General features: G+C 64.8%; 20 protein-coding genes. 9 read left to right on the plus strand and 11 right to left on the minus strand.

Features of this window, described 5'->3' with window-relative positions; translation table 11 throughout:
- Positions 1–42: 42 nt before the first annotated feature.
- The 5 genes from ACFOOL_RS10310 to ACFOOL_RS10330 all read right to left on the minus strand — a co-directional run bounded on the left by ACFOOL_RS10310 (position 43) and on the right by ACFOOL_RS10330 (position 3,892).
- The gene (locus tag ACFOOL_RS10310; RefSeq protein ID WP_380096880.1) at positions 43–357 is read right to left on the minus strand and encodes an HPr family phosphocarrier protein; all 315 of its coding nucleotides are present in this window, start codon (positions 355–357) and stop codon (positions 43–45) included.
- Positions 358–361: 4 nt separating this feature from the next.
- The gene (locus ACFOOL_RS10315; protein WP_380096881.1) at positions 362–763 is read right to left on the minus strand and encodes a PTS sugar transporter subunit IIA; all 402 of its coding nucleotides are present in this window, start codon (positions 761–763) and stop codon (positions 362–364) included.
- A gap of 137 nt (positions 764–900) precedes the next feature.
- Positions 901–1,368, minus strand: coding sequence for an HPr kinase/phosphorylase (locus tag ACFOOL_RS10320; protein WP_380096882.1), 468 nt, complete (start codon positions 1,366–1,368; stop codon positions 901–903).
- A 9-nt stretch (positions 1,369–1,377) separates the two neighbouring features.
- Positions 1,378–3,165, minus strand: a complete 1,788-nt coding sequence (locus ACFOOL_RS10325) for a stimulus-sensing domain-containing protein (RefSeq protein ID WP_380096883.1) — start codon at positions 3,163–3,165, stop codon at positions 1,378–1,380.
- Between the two features lie 10 nt (positions 3,166–3,175).
- Positions 3,176–3,892, minus strand: coding sequence for a response regulator transcription factor (locus tag ACFOOL_RS10330; RefSeq protein WP_380096885.1), 717 nt, complete (start codon positions 3,890–3,892; stop codon positions 3,176–3,178).
- Between the two features lie 241 nt (positions 3,893–4,133).
- Between ACFOOL_RS10330 and pckA the strand changes: the two genes are divergently transcribed.
- The gene (gene pckA / locus ACFOOL_RS10335) at positions 4,134–5,726 is read left to right on the plus strand and encodes a phosphoenolpyruvate carboxykinase (ATP) (RefSeq protein ID WP_380096886.1); all 1,593 of its coding nucleotides are present in this window, start codon (positions 4,134–4,136) and stop codon (positions 5,724–5,726) included.
- Positions 5,727–5,738: 12 nt separating this feature from the next.
- Here the strand turns inward: pckA and ACFOOL_RS10340 are convergent, their stop codons facing one another.
- The gene (locus ACFOOL_RS10340) at positions 5,739–6,578 is read right to left on the minus strand and encodes a cell wall hydrolase (RefSeq protein WP_380096935.1); all 840 of its coding nucleotides are present in this window, start codon (positions 6,576–6,578) and stop codon (positions 5,739–5,741) included.
- A gap of 353 nt (positions 6,579–6,931) precedes the next feature.
- Positions 6,932–7,615, minus strand: coding sequence for an HAD family hydrolase (locus ACFOOL_RS10345; RefSeq protein WP_380096887.1), 684 nt, complete (start codon positions 7,613–7,615; stop codon positions 6,932–6,934).
- A 154-nt stretch (positions 7,616–7,769) separates the two neighbouring features.
- Between ACFOOL_RS10345 and ACFOOL_RS10350 the strand changes: the two genes are divergently transcribed.
- Positions 7,770–9,179 (plus strand): protein adenylyltransferase SelO, encoded by a 1,410-nt coding sequence (locus ACFOOL_RS10350; protein ID WP_380096888.1) that lies wholly within the window; start codon positions 7,770–7,772, stop codon positions 9,177–9,179.
- 9 nt (positions 9,180–9,188) lie between these two features.
- Positions 9,189–9,743 carry a gamma carbonic anhydrase family protein gene (locus tag ACFOOL_RS10355; protein WP_380096889.1) on the plus strand — a complete coding sequence of 185 codons (555 nt, stop codon included), beginning with the start codon at positions 9,189–9,191 and terminating at the stop codon, positions 9,741–9,743.
- A gap of 25 nt (positions 9,744–9,768) precedes the next feature.
- Here the strand turns inward: ACFOOL_RS10355 and ACFOOL_RS10360 are convergent, their stop codons facing one another.
- On the minus strand, positions 9,769–11,181 hold the full coding sequence (locus ACFOOL_RS10360; RefSeq protein WP_380096890.1) for a helix-turn-helix domain-containing protein: 1,413 nt from the start codon (positions 11,179–11,181) through the stop codon (positions 9,769–9,771).
- 124 nt (positions 11,182–11,305) lie between these two features.
- Between ACFOOL_RS10360 and ACFOOL_RS10365 the strand changes: the two genes are divergently transcribed.
- The 5 genes from ACFOOL_RS10365 to ACFOOL_RS10385 all read left to right on the plus strand — a co-directional run bounded on the left by ACFOOL_RS10365 (position 11,306) and on the right by ACFOOL_RS10385 (position 20,143).
- Positions 11,306–12,838, plus strand: coding sequence for an acyl-CoA carboxylase subunit beta (locus ACFOOL_RS10365; RefSeq protein WP_380096892.1), 1,533 nt, complete (start codon positions 11,306–11,308; stop codon positions 12,836–12,838).
- A 10-nt stretch (positions 12,839–12,848) separates the two neighbouring features.
- Positions 12,849–14,831 (plus strand): acetyl-CoA carboxylase biotin carboxylase subunit, encoded by a 1,983-nt coding sequence (locus tag ACFOOL_RS10370; RefSeq protein ID WP_380096894.1) that lies wholly within the window; start codon positions 12,849–12,851, stop codon positions 14,829–14,831.
- On the plus strand, positions 14,831–16,951 hold the full coding sequence (gene scpA, locus ACFOOL_RS10375; protein WP_380096896.1) for a methylmalonyl-CoA mutase: 2,121 nt from the start codon (positions 14,831–14,833) through the stop codon (positions 16,949–16,951). Before ACFOOL_RS10370 ends, scpA begins: the two co-directional genes overlap by 1 nt.
- Entirely contained in the window at positions 16,948–17,358 is a 411-nt protein-coding gene (gene mce, locus ACFOOL_RS10380; RefSeq protein ID WP_380096897.1) for a methylmalonyl-CoA epimerase, read from the plus strand. The genes scpA and mce overlap by 4 nt, the downstream gene beginning before the upstream one ends.
- 178 nt (positions 17,359–17,536) lie before the next feature.
- The gene (locus tag ACFOOL_RS10385) at positions 17,537–20,143 is read left to right on the plus strand and encodes a bifunctional diguanylate cyclase/phosphodiesterase (protein WP_380096898.1); all 2,607 of its coding nucleotides are present in this window, start codon (positions 17,537–17,539) and stop codon (positions 20,141–20,143) included.
- A gap of 29 nt (positions 20,144–20,172) precedes the next feature.
- On the opposite strand, the gene ACFOOL_RS10390 is transcribed toward ACFOOL_RS10385, so the two are convergent.
- Positions 20,173–20,898, minus strand: a complete 726-nt coding sequence (locus tag ACFOOL_RS10390) for an SIMPL domain-containing protein (protein WP_380096899.1) — start codon at positions 20,896–20,898, stop codon at positions 20,173–20,175.
- An 80-nt stretch (positions 20,899–20,978) separates the two neighbouring features.
- On the opposite strand from ACFOOL_RS10390, the gene ACFOOL_RS10395 reads away from it, so the two are divergent.
- Positions 20,979–22,013 (plus strand): Gfo/Idh/MocA family protein, encoded by a 1,035-nt coding sequence (locus ACFOOL_RS10395; protein ID WP_380096901.1) that lies wholly within the window; start codon positions 20,979–20,981, stop codon positions 22,011–22,013.
- A 34-nt stretch (positions 22,014–22,047) separates the two neighbouring features.
- Here ACFOOL_RS10395 and ACFOOL_RS10400 read toward each other — a convergent pair whose 3' ends face one another.
- Positions 22,048–23,688: an ABC transporter ATP-binding protein gene (locus ACFOOL_RS10400; RefSeq protein WP_380096902.1), complete on the minus strand. Its 1,641-nt coding sequence runs from the start codon at positions 23,686–23,688 to the stop codon at positions 22,048–22,050.
- Positions 23,688–24,647, minus strand: coding sequence for an ABC transporter permease (locus ACFOOL_RS10405; protein ID WP_380096903.1), 960 nt, complete (start codon positions 24,645–24,647; stop codon positions 23,688–23,690). Before ACFOOL_RS10405 ends, ACFOOL_RS10400 begins: the two co-directional genes overlap by 1 nt.
- Positions 24,648–24,649 lie beyond the last annotated feature (2 nt).

Consider the following 24,649-nt stretch of genomic DNA (forward strand, 5'->3'; position numbering starts at 1 on the left):
CGAGAGGCGCTGGTCGCCGCTTCCGTCAAAAACTGAAATGATCTAGTCGCTGCCCGCGCCCTCCACATCCTCGTCAAAGCCGTTATTGACCAGCTCGACTATGGCCTCGAGCGCTTCGCGCGCCTGCCTTCCGGTGGCCTGCACCAATATGGTGGCGCCCGGGCCCGCGCCCAGCATCATCAGGCCCATGATGGAATCGCCGGCCACCGACGTGCCGTCCTTGATGACGTTGATGGAGGCGTCGAAACATTCGGCGGTGCGCACGAAGCGCGCCGAGGCCCGGGCGTGCAGGCCCTTGCGGTTGACGATGGTGAGCTGCTGGGCCACCGCCCTTCCGGCATGGCCGGCACCGTCCATCGGGTCAGGCTCCACCCAGGATGGAATTGGCGACGGTGATATATTTCCGGCCCGCCTCCTGGGCCAGGGCCACCGCCTCCTCCATGCCCATTTCGCTGCGGATGCGCCCGAGCTTGACCAACATGGGCAAATTGACCCCGGCGATCACCTCCACCTTGCGGTTCTGCATCACCGAGATGGCCAGGTTCGAAGGCGTTCCCCCGAACATGTCGGTGAGCACGATGACGCCGGCGCCGGTATCGGCCCGGTCGATGGCGGCAAGGATATCCTCGCGCCGGGCCTCGGCATGGTCCTCCGGCCCGATGGCGATGGTTTCCATATATTCCTGCGGCCCCACCACATGCTCCATCGCCGCCTTGAATTCATCGGCCAGCGCGCCATGGGTCACCAGAACCAAACCGATCATGCAAAATCCCCAGATGACCGTCGCCGAAAAATCCGTGCGACGCTCTTAGAGCCCCCAGAGCCGTCCCCCCGCCGGAGGCCGGCGGGCAGGTCGGGGCAGTCTTGCCCCCAGGCCTTCTGGTTGCAAGGGGTAATTTGTCACGATGCGGCCGGCTGCGTGCTGGCGCGAACCGCCTCGACCACCAGCAGCTCCTGATGGCCCAGGCTGACCACGCCCGCCTGCGGCACCGGAGCGCGCGCCAGCACATGGCCGAGCAGCTCGGTCTGCAGCTCTTCTTCCTCGATCATCCGCGTCAATTCGGGCACGAGGTCGATGACCAGATGCAGCCGGGCCCGCTCCCGGTGGGGGCGGGAGACGATGCCGCGCCCGCGCAACTCGATCAGCCCGGCCAGCCTGGGCGGGGCCAGCATGGTCAGGCCGCCCTCTTCCTGGATGATATCGACCCGGTCGTCGGCGACCAGGAAGGCGGGCTGCCCCCGGCCTTCCCAGCGGTCCAGCAGTGCCATGGAGAGCACCGATTTGCCCGCACCCGAGGGGCCGCGCAGCAAAACCCCGACATCGCCCAGAACCAGGCCGGTTCCATGTATATTGACAGGCTTGTTCATCCGGACAGCTTATTTCCGGGCTCGCGGCAGCACAATTGTAAAAACCGCGCCGGTGCGGTCGGGCCGGTTCTGCGCACCGATCGTGCCCTTGTGCGCGTCCACGATCTGCTTGGAGATGGACAGGCCCAGCCCCGAATGATTGCCGAAGCTCTCGGCTTCCGGACGGTCGGTGTAGAAACGCTGGAAGATGCGGCTGGCGTCCCCGGTAATGCCCGGGCCCTCGTCACTTACCCTGACGATGATGGAATCGCCTTCGGTGGCGACCGTGGCCGTGACCGTGCCGCCGGGCGGGGAAAAGGATACGGCATTGTCGATGAGATTGGCCAGCACCTGTGCAAGGCGGCTTTCATGGCCGTTGATCACGGTGGAGCCGCGCCCGGCGCGCTTGCCCATGATCACGGCGACGTCGCGACCCGCGGCCACGTCCTTCTGGATGGCCACCATGGCCTCGGTCAGCTTTTCCACATCCACCAGTTCGACGCTTTCGCGCGCCAGTTCGGCGTCGAGCCGGCTGGCGCTGGAAATGTCGGTGATCAGCCGGTCGAGCCGGCGCACGTCGTGCTGGATGATATTGGTCAGCCGCTCGCGGTCCTCGGGTTTTTTCGCCAGCGGCAGGGTCTCCACCGCCGAGCGCAGCGAGGTGAGCGGGTTCTTGAGTTCATGGGCGACGTCGGCGGCGAAGCGCTCGATGGCCTCGATGCGGTTGTAGAGCGCATCGGTCATGCGCCGCAGCGCCCCGGAAAGATGGCCGATCTCGTCGGCCCGGTCGGTGAGGTCGGGAATCTCCGCCCTTGCATCGCCCGCCGTCTGCACCCGCTCGGCCGCCGCCGACAGGCGCCGCATCGGGCCGGCTATGGTCCCGGCCAGCAGCAGGGAAAGCGCGATCTGCACCCCGGCCGCGATCAGCGCGATGCGCAATATGCTCCAGCGCTCCTGCGACACCACCGAATCGATGTCGCCCGGCTCGGTGGAAAGCAGGATGGCCCCGACGATGGCCCGCAGCCGCTGCACCGGCACCGCCACCGACACGACGAGCTGGTTATGGGCGTCGACGCGCACGAAATCGGCGGGCGCGCCCTGCAGGGCCGAAGCGACCTCCGGATAGCGCGTGCCCTCATCGGCCTGATATTCCTGATAGGTGGGGTAATTGTCCCCCGGCGCCCAGGAGATCAGGGCATTCCACCAGTCCAGAAGGAAGAAGCTGGTCTGCTGCGAGGTGTCGATGGCCTGGCGCAGCACCTCGCCGCGCGCATAGATGTTCTCGCTGTCGAGGATCAGCAGGCCCTGCTGGTCGTAGATGCGGGCGCGGGTGCGGGTGGGGGTGATGAGGTTGCGCAGCAAGGGCGCGACCTGTTCTGGGTTGATGGGAAATTCCAGGGTCGGATCGAAATAGGAGAGGGGCGAGACATTGCCCGCCTGGGCGTCCAGCAGCCGGTCGGGGTTGATGGAGATGATGTCGCTGTCGACCCGGGCCGAGGCGGCGATGGCCGCCGCGATGATCTCGCCCTGCACCCGCAGCGACTGCACCCGCGCCTCGATCAGCCCGGCCCGCCACTGGTTGAGGTAGAGAATGCCCACCACCAGCACCAGCAGGCCCGCCATGTTGAGCACGACGATGCGGCGGGTGAGGCTGGAAAAGATGGTGAAATCGAGGAAGCGGCGAATGGCGGTGATCAGCTTGCCCGGCGGCACCAGCATCAGACGCCAGCCCCGCCGGCCGGAACGCGGCGCGTCCCCGGCCGATTGTGCCCCCTCCTGGGTGTCCGGCTGATCCAGATGCGGGTCGAGCGTCGTCACAGCCCTTTCTTCATTGCTCCTTGAAGCGATAGCCGACGCCGTAGAGAGTCTCGATCATCTCGAAATCGTCGTCCACGGCCTTGAACTTCTTGCGCAGCCTTTTGATGTGGCTGTCGATGGTGCGGTCGTCCACATAGACCTGGTCGTCATAGGCGGCGTCCATCAGCGCGTTGCGCGACTTGACCACGCCCGGGCGCAGCGCCAGTGCCTGCAGGATGAGGAATTCGGTGACCGTCAGGGTCACCCGCTGCCCCTTCCAGGTGCAGGTATGGCGCTCCTCGTCCATCACCAGCGCGCCGCGCTCGATCAGCGCCTTGCCCGGCGCCTGCTCGCCCCCCGACGTGCCGTTGGCGGAGGCGTCGCGCGGCGCGGAGCGGCGCAGGATCGCCTTGACCCGCTCCACCAGCAGGCGCTGGCTGAACGGCTTGGTGATGAAATCGTCGGCGCCCATCTTGAGCCCGAACAATTCGTCGATCTCCTCGTCCTTGGAGGTGAGGAAGATCACCGGCACATCCGATTTCTGCCGCAGGCGCCGCAGCAGTTCCATCCCGTCCATGCGGGGCATCTTGATGTCGAGAATGGCCAGGTCCGGCTTGTCCGTGGTCAGGCCCTCGAGGCCCGAGGCGCCGTCGGTATAGGTGGCGACCTGATAGCCTTCCGCTTCCAGGGTCAGGGAAACGGAGGTGAGAATATTGCGGTCGTCGTCCACCAGGGCGATCTTTGGCATGGGATGCCTTTCTCTTCGTGACGCATTCGTCGGCTCGGAGCGTTTCCGGGTTCGCGCGACGTTGCAAGCGACAATTACGCATTAAATAAGGCGCGGCCAAGTCTTCCGCCACATCTCGCCTCTGCCGAAGCCGGCTGCAACTTCCGTCTTACGACCCTTTTCCGGATGGCTGGCGCGGGAATGCCTCCCCTATTTTGGCGCCACTCGGCCGCCCGGCGGCGGCATAGCGGAAAGGCAGGAAATGACAGCGTTCGATCATGAAGCCCTCAGGGCCGGGCTGGCGGCAGCGGCGGCCTCGCTCGAGGACAACGCCCTTGTCCCGGCGCTGGTTGCGGCGGCGGTCGCGGAGGGGAGCGGGGTGCTGACCGCCCATGGCGCCCTGTCCGTCCACACCGGCGCCTTTACCGGCCGCTCGCCGAAGGACAAATATATCGTCCGGGACGCGCTGACCGGGCCGAGCGTCTGGTGGGAAAATTCCGGCGCCATGGCACCGGCGGCCTTCGACCTGCTGCTGGCCGATATGCGCCTTCACCTGGAAGGCCGGCCGCTGCACCGCCAGGACCTGCTCGCCGGGGCCGATCCGCGCCACCAATATGCGGTCACCGTCCTCACCCCCAGCCCCTGGCATGCCCTGTTCATCCGCAATCTGCTGATCCGGCGGGGGGAGGGTATTCCCGCCGCCGCGGACGCCATGCCGGTCACCATCGTCCATGCCCCCCATTTCAAGGCCGATCCCGCCCGTCATGGCTGCCGCAGCGAAACGGTCATCGCCCTCGACATGAGCCGCAATCTCGTCCTCATCGGCGGCACGCTCTATGCCGGGGAAATCAAGAAAAGCGTCTTCTCGCTGTTCAATTTCCATGCCCCGGCACGGGGGGTGTTGCCCATGCATTGCTCGGCCAATCTCGGGCCGGATGGCGAGGCGGCACTGTTTTTCGGCCTGTCGGGGACCGGCAAGACCACGCTCTCCAACGACCCCGCCCGGCCGCTCATCGGCGACGACGAGCATGGCTGGAGCGATGACGGCATTTTCAACCTCGAAGGCGGCTGTTACGCCAAGACGGTCAACCTCAGCGCCGAGGCCGAGCCGGAAATTCACGCCGCGACGCGCCGTGTGGGCACGGTGCTGGAGAATGTCGTGCTGGATGCTAACGATGTGCCAGCGTTCGAGGACGTTTCGCGCACGGAAAACACCCGCGCCGCCTACCCCATCGACGTGCTGCCCTCCATCGCCAGGGGCGGCGTTGGCGGCACCCCCAGGACCGTGGTTTTCCTTACTGCCGACGCCTTCGGCGTCCTGCCGCCGCTGGCACGGCTGACCCCGGAACAGGCGGTCTACCATTTCCTCTCCGGCTATACCGCCAAGGTCGCCGGCACCGAACGCGGCATCACCGAGCCGCAGGCGACTTTCTCGGCCTGCTTCGGTGCGCCGTTCATGCCCCTGCATCCGGTCGTTTACGGAGAAATGCTGGAGGCGCGATTGCGCCAAAGTGGCGCGCAGGCCTGGCTGCTCAACACCGGCTGGACCGGCGGGGGCTATGGCAAGGGAAAGCGCATCGACATCGCCTCGACCCGGCGCCTGCTCACCGCGGCGCTCGATAACTCCCTTGAGGACGTGGAAATGCGTCTCGATCCGCTGTTCGGCTTTGCGGTGCCCGTGGCGGTTCCCGGAGTCGATCCCGGCCTTCTGGATCCCCGGCGGACCTGGTCCGATGGCGACGCCTACGACCGCCAGGCGATGAAGCTGGTGGATTTGTTCCGCACCAATTTCCGCAAGTTCGGTCCCGAGGTCGATGCCTCCGCCGGGCCGCAATTGCAGATGGCGGCCGAATAGGCCGCCATATCGTCAGGGCGCGTAGAAAATGTGCGAATCGACTTCGGCCACACGCGAGAAGGTGTTGGACCAGGAAGGCCGCACCGCCGTGGTGTGATAATAGAGGGCGGAGCCCGGTACGGCGCCGATCTCCCTGCCGGTGGCGAATTCGGCATAGACCTCTTTGGCCAATGCCTTGGAGCGGAGCCAGGCGCTGCGTTCGCCGGGCGTGTCGTCGCGCCCGTCGCAGGCAAAGGTGAACTGGCACCGATAGCGGCCCTGGTCGGCGTTCTGGTAGATCACGCCGCATAGCGAGCCGGGAAATTGGCCGGAGCGGGCGCGATTGACGATCACATTGGCCACCGCCAGCTGGCCGGTCGCCGATTCGCCGCGCGCTTCGTGATAGATGGCCTGGGCGAGACATTCACGCTCGCTATTGGCATGTTCGACGCGCTTCGCGGTCGGCTGGTAGCCCGTTTCGACATAGGTGCGGAGCGCCTCGGAGGTGACCGAGGGAAGGGCGCGCGGTGCGGGCTGGGTGAAGCTGGCAATGGCCGAAAGCGCATTGTTGCCGCCGCCCAGCGAGCCGCGGCTGATATAGCCCATCAGCATGTCGCTGGTCAGTTCCGGCTGCGGCCCCGCGAGGGTCACGTCCACGGAGCGCAGTTCCTGCTGGCGCTTGACGTAATTGGCTAGCAGCGCTTCGGTCAGGGGTTGTTCGCCCGGAGCAGGGGGAACGACTGTAGGACCTAACGCCGGCTGCAGGCGAAGCTGGGAAACCGTATCGGGCATCGGGGCAGGCAGGGCGACATCCGTATCGGCATGGGCGGGTGACAGGGTCACGAACAGCACCAGCGCGGCAGCGCCAATCATGAGCACGGGCGAAACGGCTCGTGCGACTTTCTGCTGCCAGTCAGGTCTCAATGCCCCGTCCTTACCCCTGAGCCCGTCCGGCCATATCCGGTGGACCTTCTTGGCGGGACCTCGAAAGCAGGCCCCTGAACTTCCGGTGGGCACACTAGCCAAGCCGGCGCCGGGATGGAAGTCGAAATTTACGGCTGGTTAACCATAACCCTTAGCGACTTAAAGTACCGTTAATGGAGTGACGGTCCAAAGCAAAGCCTAGAATTTTCCGGGGTTTAGCTGTGCTGAACGCAGCCTTTCAGACTTCGATAAAGCTTTATCGAATGGTCCGGATGGTTAATCGGCCGCAGTCGGGGCGAGGTTCAATCGCGCAGAAAGGCCGCCAGGTGCACATCCACCAGGCTCTCCATGACGAAGGCGCCGAGCGCCTCGATTTGCGCATCGGGATGCACCAGATCGGGCACCATGACGGTCTGCATACCCGCCGCATGCGCCGCTTGAACGCCGGCATGGCTGTCCTCCAGCGCCAGGCAACGGGCCGGGTCGATGCCGAGCCGTTGGGCTGCCATCAGATAGGGTTCGGGATGCGGCTTGGGGTTGATGACGTCATCGCGCGTCACCACGGTGTCGAAGAGATCGAGCAATCCCGCCGCGCCCAGATGATGGGCGGCATGGGGATTTCGCGAGGAGGTCGCGACGGCCGTGGGAATGCCACGTGCGCGCAGATCGGTGACGAATTCGCGGGCGCCCGCCTTGACCGGAACGCCCTCATGGCTGCGCTCACGCATGATGACGCGGCATTTCTCGTCGAACAGGGCATAGGGGAAAGCGACCCCATAGGCCTCGATCAGCAGGCGGTTCGTCCGTTCATGGCTGGAGCCGACCATGGAACGATGCACGTCCTCGGTCATTTCGAAGCCGAGCTCCGAGCACACGTCGAATACGATGGTCTTGAATACGGCCTCGGTGTCGAGCAGCGTGCCGTCCATGTCGAAGATGGCGGCCTCGAACGGGGCCAGGCGGGTCATGTCCGGCTGGAGTTTCATCCGGACCCATATAGGCCGATTTGGCAACAATCGCCAGACGGCCCCGCGCAGACCAGCTCTGCACCGGCCGGGCCATCCGATCCCTCGCCACTTTTCCGGGCCGCTGCCCGGGAAAGCATTCCCTCCCGCGCCACCATGTTCTAGCACTACCGTCATGACCGATTTTCATCCCGCCCGCAGGCATGAGCAACTGGGCACCCCGTTTTTCGTTCGCACCGAGCCGGCCGATTTTCCTCGATTGGTGCTGCGCCACCGGGATCGGCGCTGGGCCGGGCGTTTGGGGCTGGGAGAATTGAGCGAGGCCGAATGGCTGGATCGCTTCGGGCGCTTTCAGCCCTTTCCTGGCTCGCTGCCGGCGCCGCTGGCGCTGCGCTATCACGGCCATCAGTTCCGCACCTATAATCCCGACCTGGGAGATGGCCGCGGTTTTCTGTTTGCCCAGTGTATCGATCCGGTGGATGGACGCCTGCTCGATTTCGGCACCAAGGGCTCGGGCAAGACGCTCTGGTCGCGTGGCGGCGACGGACGCCTGACGCTCAAGGGCGGGGTGCGCGAGGTGCTGGCGACGGAAATGCTGGAAGCCCTGGGAGTCTACACCTCCAAGAGCTTTTCCCTTATCGAGACCGGCGAACAGCTCTGGCGCGGCGACGAACCTTCGCCCACCCGCTCGGCGGTGCTGACGCGCCTCAGCCACAGCCATATCCGCATCGGCACCTTCCAGTTCCTGGCCTATCGGGAGGACGAAGAAAATCTTTCCCGCCTCCTCGACTACTGCATCGCCAATTATTATCCGGAATTGGCCGGCGCCGGGGACAGGGCCGCCGCCCTGCTCGAAGCAATCGCCTTCAATGTCGCCCGGCTGGGGGCGCAATGGACCGCCGCCGGCTTCGTCCATGGCGTGCTCAACACCGACAACATCAATATTACCGGGGAGAGCTTCGATTACGGCCCGTGGCGGTTCCTGCCGCATTACGACCCGGCTTTCACCGCGGCCTATTTCGATGAGACCGGGCTTTATGCCTTCGGCCGCCAGCCCGATGCATTGGCCTGGAACCTGACGCGCCTGGCCGAATGCCTGCTGCCGCTGTCGAGCGTGGAGAAGCTGGAAACGGCGCTCAACGCCGTCTGGCCCGCATTCCGGAAGCAATTGCCCCATGAGATCCTGCGCCGGTTGGGCCTTGTGCCCCGGGACGCCGATGCGGACGGCGCTTTCGTTACGGCGCTGTTCGGGTTTCTCGCGGCCAGCAAGGCGCCTTATGAGCAGTTCTTCTTCGACTGGCGCGGTGGCGCCTTGAGCGCCGGACGCGCGGCCGAAAGCCCCTCCGCCGGGATTTATGCCGCAGAAACCTTCCGACCCGTCGCCGACCTCATGGAGGATTTCGCTCCGGCGGCTGGCGTCGATCTGGACCACGCCTATTTCGGCCGGCAGCGCCCGCGCACCATGCTGATCGAGGAGGTGGAGGCCATCTGGGCCCCGATCGCGGCCGAAGACGATTGGGAATTGTTCGACAACGCTCTTTCGGAAATCGCCGTGATGCGCGATGCCTATGGCATTGAGCCTTAGGAGAAAGCCATGCCCGTTTACACCATCGATGGCATTGCGCCGCGGATCGATCCGGAGGTGGCCTTCATTGCGCCCAGCGCGGTTCTGGTGGGAGACGTGGTGATCGGTCCGGATGCAGGAATCTGGTTCGGCGTGGTCGCCCGCGGCGATCTCGAGATCATCAGCATCGGGGCTCGCACCAATGTGCAGGAAAACTGTGTGCTTCACACCGACAGTGGTTATCCGCTGGTCATCGGGAACGACGTCACCATCGGCCATGCGGCCATCGTCCATGGCTGCACCATCGGCGACAACAGCCTGATCGGCATGGGTGCCACCGTGCTCAGCGGCGCGAAAATCGGCAGGAACTGCCTGATCGGCGCCAATGCGCTGGTCACCGAAAACAAGGTCATTCCCGACAATTCCCTGGTCGTGGGCGCACCGGCCAGGGTGGTGCGCGGGATCGATGAGGAGGGCGTCAGGGCCCTGGCCGCCTCGGCCGAGCGCTATGTGCAAAACGCCAGACGCTTCGCCACGGGCATGAAACCCGCAACCGGACATGGGCCGGATTTCGAGCCGGCCTGAAGCGCGCATCTTTCGGCCCGATGCTTTAGCCGATCTCGTAAGGCACGATGCTGCGCCGGTCCGCCGGCACGGATATCCCGGCGGCCAATGGCGGCACCGATCGCTGCGGGCAATTGCGTCTTTCGCAGATGCGGCAGGAAACCCCGATGGGATCGAAAGCGGCCTTCGCCAGATCCAGATCGTCGGCATAGACGAGCCGCCCGGCATGGCTCACCTCGCAGCCCAGCGCATAGGCGTAGCGCCGGGTGACGCCGCGAAATCCGCCGAGCCGCTTTTCGCCCGACCAGGCAAGGCACAGATAACTCTTGCCGTCCGGTGTCTGCGCTAATTGCCGGATGATTTCGCCCCGCGCCTCGAAGGCGCGGTGCACGTTCCAGAGCGGGCAGGCGCCTCCGAAACGGGCGAATTGCAGCGCCGTCGCCGAATGGCGCTTGGTGATGGTGCCGGCGGCGTCGACCCGGGCGAAGAAGAAGGGCACGCCCCGCTCGCGCGGCCTTTGCATGGTGGAAAGGCGGTGGGCGACCTGTTCCAGACTCGCTCCGAACACCCGCGCCAGTTCCTCGATGTCGAAGCGGTAGGAATTCGCGGCCCTGAGAAAGGCGCCATAGGGCATGTGCAGCGCGCCGGCGAAATAATTTGCAAGGCCCATGCGCGCGATGGCGCGGGCCTCCGGCGCCTTGAAGCTGGCCTGATCGAGCAGTTGGTCGAGAAGGGTGGCTTGCTCCAGCCCGCAAAGCACCGCGGCGATGCGGAAGAACTGGCTGGTCGGCTCGAGATGGCTGTTGACCCAGAGATCGCGGCTGGTACGGTCGAATTCCACCAGCTTCTCGCCGCTGGCGGGCGCGCTCAGAACCACGCGAATCTGATGCATGTCGGCGCAGTAGTCGATCAGGCGCCGCAGCCGGTCGGGGCCGAACTCGCCCAATTCGCCCGCCAGCGTCTCGGCGGCGCGGTCCAGCGGATCGATATAATTGTCGGCATAGTGGAAGAAATCGCGCACTTCCTCATAGGCGGTGGTCACCCCGCTTTGCGGGTCGCGCGCCAGGGCAGCGTCCATGCCCGCCAGCCGCTCATTGCCCTTGCGATAGGCCTCGTAAAGCTGCAGCACCGCCCGCGCCATGTCGGGCGCATTGCCGGCGACGATCTTCAGTTCCTGCAGATTGGGCGCCGTGTCCCCGAAGACCGGATCGGCCAGTGCCTCGCGCAGATCCACGACCAGCCGGTCGGAGGCATCGGTGGCCAGGCTGGTGAGATCGAGATCGAAGCCATCGGCGAGCGCCAGCATCACCGAGGCGGTCAGTGGCCGCTGATTGGATTCGAGCTGGTTGACATAGGAGGCGGAAATATCGAGCCGGGCCGCCAGCTCCGCCTGGGTGAGCCTGTGCTGGCTGCGCAGGGCGCGAAGCCGCGCGCCGGCAAAGACCTTTTTTGGGGCCAATATTCACAACTCCACAATATTGCAGAACTAGCGTTGTGTAATTGTAGCAGGATTGCCTTTTCCTGTCTTGGGCGGCTTGCCCCGAAACGTTAAGCTCGGCGGGCAGACCGGCTCGGAGGCTTTCATGCAGGACATACTTTCCGCTCTCGAGGCAAGGCGCGACGAGGCGCGGCTGGGCGGCGGGCAACGGCGCATCGATATCCAGCACGGCAAGGGCAAGCTTACGGCGCGCGAGCGGCTGGACGTGCTGCTCGATCCGGGAAGTTTTGAGGAATATGACATGTTCGTCACCCATCGGGCGACGGATTTCGGCATGGAAAAGACCATTATCGCCGGCGATGGCGTGGTCACCGGCTGGGGGACCATCGAGGGGCGGCTGGTCTATGTATTTTCGCAGGATTTCACCGTCTTCGGCGGCTCGCTGTCGGAAACCCATGCCGGGAAAATCTGCAAGATCATGGACCTCGCCATGCAGAACGGTGCCCCGGTCATCGGGCTCAACGACAGCGGCGGCGCCCGCATCCAGGAGGGCGTCGCCTCGCTGGGCGGCTATGCCGATGTGTTCTGGCGCAATGTGCAGGCCAGCGGGGCCGTGCCGCAGATTTCGGTGATCATGGGCCCCTGCGCCGGCGGCGCGGTCTATTCCCCGGCCATGACCGATTTCATCTACATGGTGGAGGATACGAGCTACATGTTCGTCACCGGCCCGGATGTGGTCAAGACCGTCACCAACGAGACCGTTACCCAGGAGGAACTGGGCGGGGCCTCCACCCATACGAGAATCTCTTCGGTGGCCGATGCCGCCTTCGCCAACGATATCGAGACCCTTCTCGAAGTGCGGCGGCTCTTTTCCTACCTGCCGCTGGCCGCCGGGCAGAAGCCGCCGCGCCTTCCCACCCATGATCCCATCGACCGGCGCGACGACAAGCTCGACACCATCATCCCCGATAGCGCCAACAAGCCCTATGACATGCGCGAGGTCATCGAGACTGTCGCCGACGAGGGGGAGTTCCTCGAGCTGCAGAAGGACCATGCCGGCAATATCCTTGTCGGCTTTATCCGGCTCGACGGCCATACGGTGGGCGTCGTCGCCAACCAGCCGCTGGTGCTGGCCGGATGCCTCGACATCAATGCCAGCAAGAAAGCGGCGCGCTTCATCCGCTTCTGCGACGCCTTCGATATTCCCATCCTTACCCTTGTCGACGTGCCGGGGTTCCTGCCCGGCGTGGCGCAGGAATATGGCGGCATCATCAAGCATGGCGCCAAGCTGCTCTTCGCCTATTCGCAGGCTACGGTTCCGCTCGTCACCGTCATCACCAGAAAGGCCTATGGCGGCGCCTATGACGTGATGGCTTCAAAACACATCAAGGCCGACGTCAATTATGCCTGGCCCAGCGCCGAAATCGCGGTGATGGGCGCCAAGGGCGCGACCGAAATCCTCTATCGCTCGGAACTGGGCGACAAGGACAAGATCGCCTCCCGCACCGCCGAATATGAAGCGCGCTTCGCCAATCCCTTCGTTGCCGCCGAACGCGGCTTTGTCGACGACGTCATCATGCCCCACGGCACACGGCGCCGCGTCATCCGCGCCTTCTCGACCCTTAGGCACAAATCGGTGCGGGACCCGAAGAAGAAGCACGACAATATTCCGCTGTGAGGAGAGGCGTATGAAAATCCAGAAACTCCTCATCGCCAATCGCGGCGAGATCGCCTGCCGGGTCATCAAGACGGCCAGGAAAATGGGCATCGCCACGGTGGCCGTCTATTCCGATGCCGACAAGGAGGCCCTGCATGTGCGCATGGCCGACGAGGCGGTCCATATCGGGGCATCGCCCGCCAAGGACTCCTATCTCCAGATCGACAGGATCATCGCGGCCTGCAGGCAGACCGGCGCCGAGGCGGTGCATCCGGGCTATGGCTTCCTCTCGGAAAATCCGAAATTCGCCGAGGCGCTGGACGCCGCGGGCATCGTCTTCGTCGGCCCCCCGGTAAGGGCCATCGAGGCGATGGGCGACAAGATCACCAGTAAGAAGATCGCCGCCGAGGCCGGCGTTTCCACCGTCCCCGGCCATATGGGACTGATCGCGGATGCCGAAGAGGCGGTGACCATCAGCCGGTCCATCGGCTATCCGGTAATGATCAAGGCCTCGGCCGGCGGTGGCGGCAAGGGGATGCGCATCGCCTGGAACGACGACGAGGCGCGCGAGGGGTTCGAGCGCTCGAAATCCGAGGCGGCCTCCTCCTTCGGCGACGACCGCATCTTCATCGAGAAATTCGTCACCGAGCCGCGCCATATCGAGATCCAGCTCATCGCCGACGCCCATGGCGATGTTCTCTACCTCAATGAGCGCGAATGCTCGATCCAACGCCGCAACCAGAAAGTGATCGAGGAAGCCCCCTCGCCTTTCCTCGATGAGGCCACCCGCAAGGCCATGGGCGAGCAGTCGGTGGCGCTGGCGAAAGCCGTTGGCTACCGCAGCGCCGGAACGGTGGAATTCATCGTCGACAAGGACAGGAAATTCTATTTCCTCGAAATGAACACCCGCCTCCAGGTCGAGCACCCGGTGACCGAACTCGTCACCGGGCTGGACCTGGTGGAATTAATGTTGCGCGTCGCCAATGGTGAAAGGCTGCCGCTGACCCAGGACGAGGTGCGACTGCATGGCTGGGCCATCGAGAGCCGGCTTTATGCCGAGGACCCCTATCGCAATTTCCTGCCCTCGACCGGGCGGCTGACGCGCTATCGCCCGCCGGAGGAATCGGCTTCTCCAACGCTCGCCGTGCGCAACGATACCGGCGTCTTCGAGGGCGGGGAGATTTCCACCTTCTACGACCCGATGATCGCCAAGCTCTGCACCTGGGCGCCGACGCGGCTCGAAGCCATCGACGCCATGGCCGCCTCGCTCGATATTTTCGAGGTCGAGGGCGTGGGCAACAACCTGGCTTTCCTTTCCACCGTCATGGACCAGCAGCGTTTCCGCGACGGCGCGCTGACTACGGGTTATATCGCCGAGGAATTCCCCGAGGGCTTCACGGGGGCCGGGCTTGGGGCCGATCATCGATTTGACGTGATCGCAGTGGCGGCGCTGCTGATGGCCCGGCGTGACGAGCGCCGGGCCGGCGCCGAAGCGGAGAGCCACTGGCACGTGGAAGTCGGCGGCAAGGCCGAAACGGTGGTGCTCCATCGCCATGGGCTTGAAACCGTGGTGGATGCGGGCTGGCGCTCGGAGGCGGCGCGTCTCGACTGGCAGCCGGGCGAGCGTCTCGCGCGCCTCTCCTGGTCGGGTGGACGCGTGGCCCTGCTCAAGGTCGATCCCACGACGTCGGGCGTGCGCATCCGCTATCGCGGCGCCGACCTCGACCTGCTCGTTCTCAAGCCCCATATCGCGCGGTACCTCAAGCACATGCCGATCAAGGTGCCGCCCGACATGAGCCGGTTCCTGCTCTGCCCCATGCCTGGCCAGGTGGTGCGCATCGATGTCGGGGAGGGCGATATCGTCGAGGATGGCCAGACCCTGGCCATCGTGGAAGCCATGAAGATGGAAAATGTGCTCAAGGCCGAAAAGCGCGCCCGCATCGCCCGGGTTCACGTCAAACCCGGCGCAATATTGGCGGTGGATCAGGTGATGATGGAATTCGAGGCATTGTGATGAAGGAAGAGCCCGACTTCGCCCGCTGGGCGGCCATTGCCCAAAAGGAGTTGCGAGACACGCCCCTTTCCGCGCTCGATCGGGACTATGGCGGCATATCGGTGAAGCCCGTCTATCTCGGCTCGGACGGGGAGATTCCGGGTTTGGAGCCGTTCACGCGCGGTGTCCGGGCCACGATGTATGCCAACCGTCCCTGGACCATTCGTCAATATGCCGGCTTCTCGACGGCAAGGGAGAGCAACGAATTCTACCGGCAGGCGCTGGAAAAGGGCCAGAAGGGCCTGTCGGTCGCTTTCGATCTTGCTACCCATCGCGGCTATGACAGCGACCATCCGCGCGTCGTGGGCGATGTGGGCAAGGCCGGTGTCGCCATCGACAGCGTCGAGGACATGAAGGTGTTGTTCGACGGTATTCCGCTCGACCGCATGAGCGTGTCGATGACCATGAATGGCGCGGTGATCCCGGTACTGGCCATGTTCATCGTCGCTGCCGAGGAGCAGGGCGTGCGCCAGGAGCAACTGGAAGGGACCATCCAGAACGACATTCTGAAGGAGTTCATGGTCCGCAATACCTATATCTATCCGCCCGGGCCATCCATGCGGATCGTGGGGGACATCATCGCCCACACCGCCCGGCACATGCCCCGGTTCAATTCCATCTCCATTTCCGGCTATCACATGCACGAGGCCGGGGCGACGGCGGTGCAGGAGTTGGCCTATACCCTGGCCGACGGCATGGAATATGTGCGCGCTGCCCAGCGGCGGGGTCTCGATATCGATGAATTCGCCGGGCGCCTTTCGTTCTTTTTCGGCATCGGCATGAATTTCTTCCTGGAGGTCGCCAAATTGCGCGCGGCGCGAAGGCTCTGGAGCGAGATCATGACCGGGCTGGGGGCGAAAGCCCCGCGCTCCAAGATGCTGCGTACCCATTGCCAGACTTCGGGCGTGTCGCTGACCGAGCAGGACCCGCACAACAATATCGTGCGCACCACCATCGAGGCGCTCGCCGCGACCCTGGGGGGCACGCAGTCCCTGCACACCAACAGCTTCGATGAAGCCATTGCGCTGCCCACGGAATTCTCCAGCCGCATCGCCCGCAATACCCAGCTCATTCTCCAGCATGAAAGCCGTATCACCGATGTGGTCGACCCGCTGGGCGGCTCCTATTACGTCGAGGCGCTGACCGATGCGCTGGTCGAAGAGGCCCGGGTGCTGATCGGCAGGGCCGAGGCCCTGGGCGGCATGACCGCGGCCGTCCAGTCCGGCCAGCCCAAGCTCGAGATCGAGGAGGCCGCGGCCCTGCGCCAGGCACGGGTCGACCGTGGCGAGGACGTCATCGTCGGGGTCAATCGCTACCGGGTCGAGAGCGAGGAGAAGATCGAGCTTCGCGAAATTGACAACGCAAAGGTCCGCGCCGAGCAGATCGTCCAGCTCGACCGGGTCCGGGCGGGCCGGAACGAAGACCTGTGCCGGTCCCGGCTCGCCACCTTGCAGGAATTTGCCGCCATGGATGGAGGAAACCTGCTCGAGGCGGCCATTGAGGCGGCGCGCGCTCGCGCCACGCTGGGCGAGATCTCCCAAGCCATGGAAGACGCTTTTGGCCGCCACCGTGCCGTTACCAAGGTTATTTCCGGCGTCTATGCCGGCGATTATGGCGACGATCCGCAACTGAAATCGGTTGTCGGCAGGATCGCTGCCTTCAAGGCGGCGCGGGGGCGCCCGCCATCCATCTTCATCGCCAAGATGGGACAGGACGGACACGATCGCGGCGCCAAGATCATCGCCTCGGCCTTTGCCGATCTGGGCTTTGCCACCCATATGGGTGATCTGTTCGAAACCGCGCCGGAGGTGGCGGCTCACGCCGAAGAATTGCAGGTCGATGCCGTGGGCGTCTCCTCGCTGGCGGCCGGTCATAAGACGCTGGTGCCCGAACTGATCGCTGCGCTCGAGGCGCGCGGATTGGGCGATGTCACGGTGGTGGTGGGCGGGGTCATCCCCGAGCCGGACTACGATTTCCTCTACAAGGCGGGCGTCGCCGCCATTTTCGGGCCCGGAACCAACGTGCTCGATGCCGCCTTTTCGGTGCTCGACGAGATCGAAGGGAGGCTCTCCAACAGATGATCGGCCGCCTCAATCATATCGCCATCGCCGTTCCCGACCTCGATGCGGCAGCGGCGAAATATCGCGATCAACTGGGCGCCCGCATCGGCATGCAGCAGCCTTTGCCCGAACATGGCGTCACCGTCGTCTTCATCGATACCGGCAACACCAAGGTGGAACTGCTCGAACCCCTGGGCGAGGGCTCGCCCATTGCCGCCTTCCTTGAAAAAAATCCCGGCGGGGGAATGCATCACGTCTGTTTCGAGGTGGCCGATCTGGCCGCTGCGATCGCCCGGTTGCAGCAGGCCGGAGCGCGAGTTCTGGGCGATGGCCGCCCCCGGACCGGTGCCCACGGCAATCCGGTGGTTTTCCTCCATCCCAGGGATTTCGACGGCACCTTGATCGAGCTGGAGGAAACCGGCTCCTGATTGCGGGCGTCCCGTTTGTGCCGCGTTTACCAAGCTGTCACATCGCCTTGGTGGTAAGGGTCTCATCAATGTCCGCCACCTAATCTCGCCCGACACACAGGAAGTGTGCCGAAGATGCGCAGGCGGCGGGATGGACGAGGGACGGACCGAACGGCATGGCGGGGACTGGAGGCGCATCATGCTGGTGCCCCTCCTGGTCGCCATAGCGGTGATGCTGGTCGCCGGCATCCTGCTCGACCGGCAGAACCAGCAGATCGTCGAGAGCCGGTTGCGGGCGGAAACGCTAGGCAAGGTGTCGGTGATCCGCGCCAAGCTCGAGGGCAATATTGCCAGCAATATCCAACTGGTGAAGGGGCTGGTCGCCACCATTTCCACCGAGCCGGACATGAGTGCGGCCCGCTACGATGCGCTGGCGCGCAATCTGTTCGAGGAGGAGAGCCAGCTTCGGTCGGTGGCCGCCGCACCCGACCTTGTCGTCCGCATGACCTATCCCCTGACCGGAAACGAGGCGGTGATCGGCCTCGATTACCGCACCGTTCCCGACCAGTGGGATGCGGTGGAGACGGTGCGTCGTACCGGCCGGCTGAGCATTGCCGGCCCCGTCGATCTGGTTCAGGGCGGGCGCGGTTTTATCGGTCGCTTCCCGGTCTATGCCGGCGAGGGCGGTGCGCGCCGGTTCTGGGGCATCGTCGCCGCCGTGGTCGACGTCGACCGGCTTTATGCCGATAGCGGCCTTGCGGAAGATCTCGGTCTCGATATTTCCATCACCGGGCACGACGGCACCGGTGGCGCGGGGCGGCGCTTTTACGGTCCCGATCTTAGTGGGTCCGCCCCTGTCCTTGCCGATGTGGTGCTGCCCGCCGGCACCTGGCAGATCGCCGCTGTGCCCAAGGCGGGCTGGGCCCCCGATGCGGCGGCGATATGGGCTTTGCGCGGCATGATCCTGGCCGCCGGCATGCTGGTCCTGCTGCCGATCGTGGTCACTGCCCGCATGATGGCGGAGCGTCACGACCATATCCGCGAAATGGGCCGGCGCGAGGGTCAACTGGCGCGCCTGACCCGCAGGCTCAATCTGGCGCTGGAAGTGTCCAGGATCGGCGTCTGGGAGTTGAATCTGACGACCGGTTCGGAGAACTGGGACGAGCGGACCAACGAGCTCTATGGGCTCCCCAATGACGGCGGCCCGCGCGGGCACGAAAACTGGCTGGCGGCGGTGCATCCGGAGGATCGCGAGCGCGCCGAGGCCGAGTTCCGCAGCGCCATCGGGGAGGGGCGCTACGAGTCCCAATACCGCATCCTGCTTCCCGACGGTAAATTGCGTCATGTGCGCTCGGTGGGAGCGCTGTTCTCCGAGCCGGGCCAGGCGGACAAGATCGTCGGCGTCAACTGGGACGTCACCCCCGATGTCATGCTCAACGAGGATCTGCGCAGCGCCAAGCGGCTCACGGAAGCGCGTAATCGCGAGTTGGAAGCGGCGCGCATCCGCATCGAGCACAACGCCCTGCATGACAGCCTCACGGGCCTGCCCAACCGGCGTTATCTCGATGAGATGCTCAAGAGCCATGCGGCGGACGGCTATCATGGCGCCGGCTCCATCGCGCTGCTGCATATCGATCTGGATCGCTTCAAACAGATCAACGATACGCTGGGCCATGCCGCGGGCGACGCCATGCTGATCCATGCCAGCAAAGTGCTGCGCGCCAATTGCCGCGAGACCGATTTCGTCGCCCGCATCGGCGGCGATGAATTCGTCATCGTCTCCAGCGCCGGCTCCAGCAATCGGCGCCTGAACCGGATTGCCGAAAGGATCGTGCGGGAAATGCGCCGGCCGGCCGTGCATGACGGGCATGAATGCCGCTTCGGCGTCAGCATCGGTGTCGCCGTCTCGCGGTCGGCCGATATCGACGTCGAGCAATTGCTGATCAACGCCGATATCGCGCTCTACCGGGCCAAGGCGCGCGGCCGCAACCGCCATGAGTTCTTCTCTGAAGTGCTTCAGGCCGAGGTCGTCCACACCAAAAAGGTGGCTGACGAGATTCTCAGCGGCCTCGATAACGATGCGTTCCTTGCCCACTATCAGCCGCAGTTCGATGCGCGCACGCTCGATCTGGTGGGTGTCGAGGCGCTCGCCCGCTGGCAGCATCCGGTCGAAGGGCTCAAGGCGCCCGACAGCTTCATGTCCATTGCCGAGGAACTCAATGTCGTGGCGCAGATTGACCGGCTGGTTCTCGACCAGGTGCTGTCCGACCTGGAAAGATGGGACCGAATGGGGCTTCGGGTCCCGCGCGCCTCGGTCAACGTCTCTTTGCGCCGTCTGCACGATGACGGGCTGATCGACAGCCTCAAGGCGCTGCCGCTGGCGCCGGGGCGGCTGGCGTTCGAATTGGTCGAATCCATCTATCTCGATGAAAGCGACGGCGTGGTCGCCTGGAACATCGACCAGATCAAGGAATTGGGTATCGATGTTGAGATCGACGATTTCGGCACCGGCTACGCCTCGATCGTGTCGCTGCAAAAGCTCTATCCGCGCCGGCTCAAGATCGACCGGCAACTGATCCTACCTATTCTCGACCAGCCCGCGCAACGCCAATTGGTCGCTTCCATCGTCGATATCGGCAAGTCCATGGATATCGAGATCGTCGCCGAGGGTGTCGAAACCATGCAGCACGCGGTCATTCTTCGCGATCTGGGCTGCGACATCCTGCAAGGCTACGCCTTCGCCCGTCCGATGAGCAGCGACGCTCTCGAGGCTTTCCTTCGCCAGGAGGCCTGGCGCGCAGGGTAGTTCCGCGCCCGGCCTCGAGGCCAGGCGGTTCAGTCGACGAGGAAATAGGTGATGGTGGTCACCACGCGCACCTTCTTGTCGATCTGTTTTTCAGGACGGTCATTGGGAATTTCCACCGCCGGCAGGATTTCGAACACGCCCTGATTGGCGGTCTGGATGTCGCCCACCTGTGCACCGGACTCGACCGCGAACTGTTCCGCGGTCTCGCGGGCGCGCTGGGTCGCCTCGGTGAGCATCTCGCTTTTCAGATCGTTGATGCCGGTGAAGACGAAGGATGCGCCGGCGCTGTAGGCGTCGGATGAAAAGACCACGCCCTGGCGCAAGAGATCGGCCACCGAGCGGCTGGCATCGGCCAGATCCGTCACCTTGTCGGTGGTCACCAGCATGTCCTCGGTCAGAACGAAGCGATATTCGTCGTTCATCGAGGAGGCGTTGTAGCCGGCCGCCCGATCCTCGACGAGCACGTTCTGCACCTGGATTTCGGCTTCGGCGAAGCCGCGTTCGGCAAGGAAATCCCGCACCGCCTGTTCGGACGCTTCAAGGCTGGCCCGCGCCGCCTCCAATGTCGGCCCGGTGGCGACGAAGCGGATGGGCCAGAACCCCAGATTGGCCTGGACGGCGCGCTCGGAGAGCCCCTTGACTGTCACCACGCGCAGGGGCTGGCGGCTTTCCACCAGCGAGGTGCCGACGAACCAGCCGGCCAGGGCAATGCCCACGGCGACCAGAAGCGCTGCAACAATACCGACGAATTTCATGCTAGGTCCCCCTTGGTGCCCTTGCGGCAAGTAGAATGCGACGATGATGGCGCGTTGATGGCATAGAAGGAGGCGGCTGAATGCGGGGTGAACGAAAAAAGCTCGGTCTGGGCGTGGTGGGTGCGGGCATGGCGGCCAAGCCGCACGCCCTGGCGCTGAATGCCCTGCGCGACCGCGTCAGTGTGCGTGGCGTATGGCGGCGCAACAGGCCGGAACTGGAGGCATTTTGTGCCGAGTATGATTTTCCCGCCGCACCGGACTACGAGGCGCTGCTGGCCGACCCGGAAATCGACGCCATACTGGTGCTGACCCCGCCCAATGCGCGCGAAAGCATTGCCGCAGCGGCCGCCGGGGCCGGCAAGCATGTGTTGATGGAAAAGCCGGTGGAACGCACCACCGAGGCGGCCGAGAGGATCATCGCCAATTGCGAGAAGGAAGGCGTGACGCTGGGCATCATGTTCCAGCATCGCTTCCGCGCCGCTTCGAAGGCGCTGGCCGCGAAAGTGGCCGGGGATGAACTGGGCGCGCTTCATGCTGTTCATCTCGTGGTTCCCTGGTGGCGGCCGCAGGAGGGTTATTATGACCAGCCGGGCCGGGGCAGTTTCGCGCAGGATGGCGGCGGGGTGCTGATCACCCAGGCCATCCATTCGCTGGACCTGATGCTGAGTCTAGCGGGCCCCGTCAGCGCGGTGACCGCCCTTGCGGCCACGACGGGCCTGCATCGGATGGAGACCGAGGATTTCGTCGCCGGCGGGCTGGAATTCGCCAATGGCGCGGTGGGCGCGCTGATGGCCACCACCGCCAATTATCCGGGTGGGGCCGAAAGCCTGACCTTCAATTTCGACAAGGCCACCGCCACGCTGACCGGCGGAAACCTCACCCTCGACTGGGTCGATGGGCGCCGCGAGACGGTCGGCGAAGCCAGCAAGGGCGGCGGCGGCGCCGATCCGATGGCCTTCCCCTTCGACTGGCACATGGCCCAGATCGCCGACTTCGCCGACGCGGTGCAGAATGGACGCCAGCCGCTTTCCACCGGCCGGACGGCGCTCGCCGTGCATCGCCTGATCGACGCCCTGATCCGCTCGGGCCGGGAGGGCAGGCGGGTCGAGGTCTAGCGGCTGCCTGAGGGGGCAGGGGAGGCCCCTGTCCTCAGGCCACCTTGGAAATGTCGGGCACCGCGTCGAGCAGCATCCTCGTATAGTCGGCCTGCGGGTTGTCGAAGATGGCGTCGGTTTCTCCCTGTTCCACCAGCACGCCATTGTGCAATACGCCCACCGCGCTCGACATCTGCCGCACCACCGCCAGATTGTGGCTGATGAGCAGATAGGTGAGGCCGAATTCGTCCTGCAACGCCTTCATCAGGTCGAGCACCTGCGCCTGCACCGACACGTCGAGCGCCGAGGTCGGCTCGTCGCAGACGATGAATTCGGGCTGGCTCGAGAGCGCCCGAGCGATGGCGATGCGCTGGCGCTGCCCGCCGGAGAATTCATGCGGGAACTTGCGCATGGCCGAGGGATCGAGCCGAACCTTGGTCAGCAGTTCTGCCACGCGATGCTCCACCTCGGTGCGGTTGCGCGCGATGCCCAGGGTCCGCATCGGCTCGGCGACGATGTCCGCCACGCGCCAGCGTGGATTGAGGCTGGCATAAGGATCCTGGAAGATCATCTGCACCCGCTTGCGCCGTTCCCGATGCCCGGCGCCGCCCGCCCAGATGTCGTGATTGTCGACCAGGATCCGCCCGGAAGTCGGGCGGACGAGGCCCACGATCATCTTGGCGCAGGTGGATTTGCCCGAGCCCGATTCGCCCACGAGGCCGAAGGTCTTGCCTTTCTCGATGGAGAAGCTGACTTCATCGACGGCCCGGAAGATCTCCGTGCCGCCGCGCAACCGGCGGATCAGGCCGCCGCCGCCGATCTCGAAGTCACGGACGAGATTCTTGACCTGCACATAGGCGCCGTCGTCATTGGCGGCCATTGCCGGGGCCACCGCGCCGTCCTGCCGCTTGATGGTGGGAATCGAATTGATCAGCTTGATCGTATAGGGCTCGCGCGGACGGCGGATGATGTCGCCCACGGTTCCGGTTTCCACCACCTTGCCCCGGTGCATCACCACCATGCGGTCCGCCGTCTGGGCGATGACCCCCATGTCGTGGGTGATCAGCATCACCGCCGCGCCGCGGCTGGAACACAGCTTTTTCAGCACCTTGATGATCTGCGCCTGCACCGACACGTCGAGCGCCGAGGTCGGCTCGTCGGCGATGATCAGTTCGGGCTCCGCCGCGATGGCCAGGGCGATGACCACGCGCTGGCGCATGCCGCCGGAAAACTGATGCGGATAGCTGTCGATGCGCTCCGCCGCCTTGGGAATACCCGCTTCCGCCAGAAGGTCGATGGCCTTCCGCCGGGCCTCGGCTTCGCTCAGGGGCAGATGGGCACGGATGGTCTCCACCAGTTGCGCCCCGATGGTGAACAGCGGGTTGAGGCTGGTCAGCGGGTCCTGGAACACCATGCCGATGCGCTTGCCCCGCAACCTCGCCCTGGCGGCCTCGGGCAGATTGTCGATGCGTTCGCCCTGCAGGCGGATTTCGCCGCCGGCGATGCGCCCCGGCCGGTCGATCAGGCCGATCACCGCCGATCCGGTCATCGACTTCCCGGCGCCGCTCTCGCCCACCACGCCGACGACTTCGCCGGGCATGATGTCGAAGGAAACGCCATCGACGGCGCGGAACACGTCTTCGCGAAACGGAAATTCAACGACGAGATCGCGGATGGAAAGCACGGGTTCGGACATCAGCGCAACTTCGGGTTGAGGGCGTCGCGCAGCCAGTCGCCCAGGAGGTTGACCGAAAGCGCCAGCAGCACCAGCGTGATGGCGGGAAAGAGCAGGATCCACCATTCTCCGGAGAAGAGGAATTGCTGGCCGATGCGGATCAGCGTTCCCAGCGACGGCTGGGTCGGGGGCACCCCGACACCGAGATAGGAGAGCGTCGCCTCCTCGATGATGGCGAGTGCCAGCCCGATCGTGCCGATGACCAGAACCGGTCCGGTGACATTGGGCAGGACGTGGCGCACCAGTATGATGAACGGATTGACGCCCAGAATGCGCGCCGCCGCCACATAGTCCTTCTGCCGTTCCACCATGGTGGCGCCGCGCACCGTGCGCGCGAACTGCGCCCAGTTGGCCAGCCCGATCGCCAGGATCAGCACCCAGACCGCGGCGCCCTCTTGCTGGCTGGGCGGTATGAGCCCGCGCGCGATGCCGAAGATCAGCAGGGCGATGAGGATGGCGGGGAAGGAGAGCTGCACGTCGGCGATGCGCATGATGACGGCATCCCACACGCCCCCCGCATAGCCGGCGACCAGGCCCAGCCCCACGCCCATGATCATGGCGAACAGGGTGGCGGAAAAGCCCACGAACAGGGAAATCCGCGAGCCGTACATGATGGTGGAGAGCACGTCGCGGCCCTGATTGTCGGTGCCGAAGACGAAATATCTGCCCGAGAAGGACGAGGAATTGGGCGGCGTGAAGCCGTCCATCAGGTTGAGCGTCGCCGGATTGAACGGATTGTAAGGTGCGATCCAGGGCGCCAGCACCGCCATCAGGATCAGCAGGGTCGCCACGATGGACGCAACGATGGTGACCGGGGAATGACGGTAGGACCAGACGATGTCGGAGGTGATGAAGGTCCTCCATCGCGAGGTCTTCGCCGCCACCACGGGTTGTTCGGGGGAATGGGGCAGATCGGTCATGC

It is taken from the genome of Devosia honganensis (assembly GCF_042648785.1).
GTDB lineage: Bacteria > Pseudomonadota > Alphaproteobacteria > Rhizobiales > Devosiaceae > Devosia > Devosia honganensis.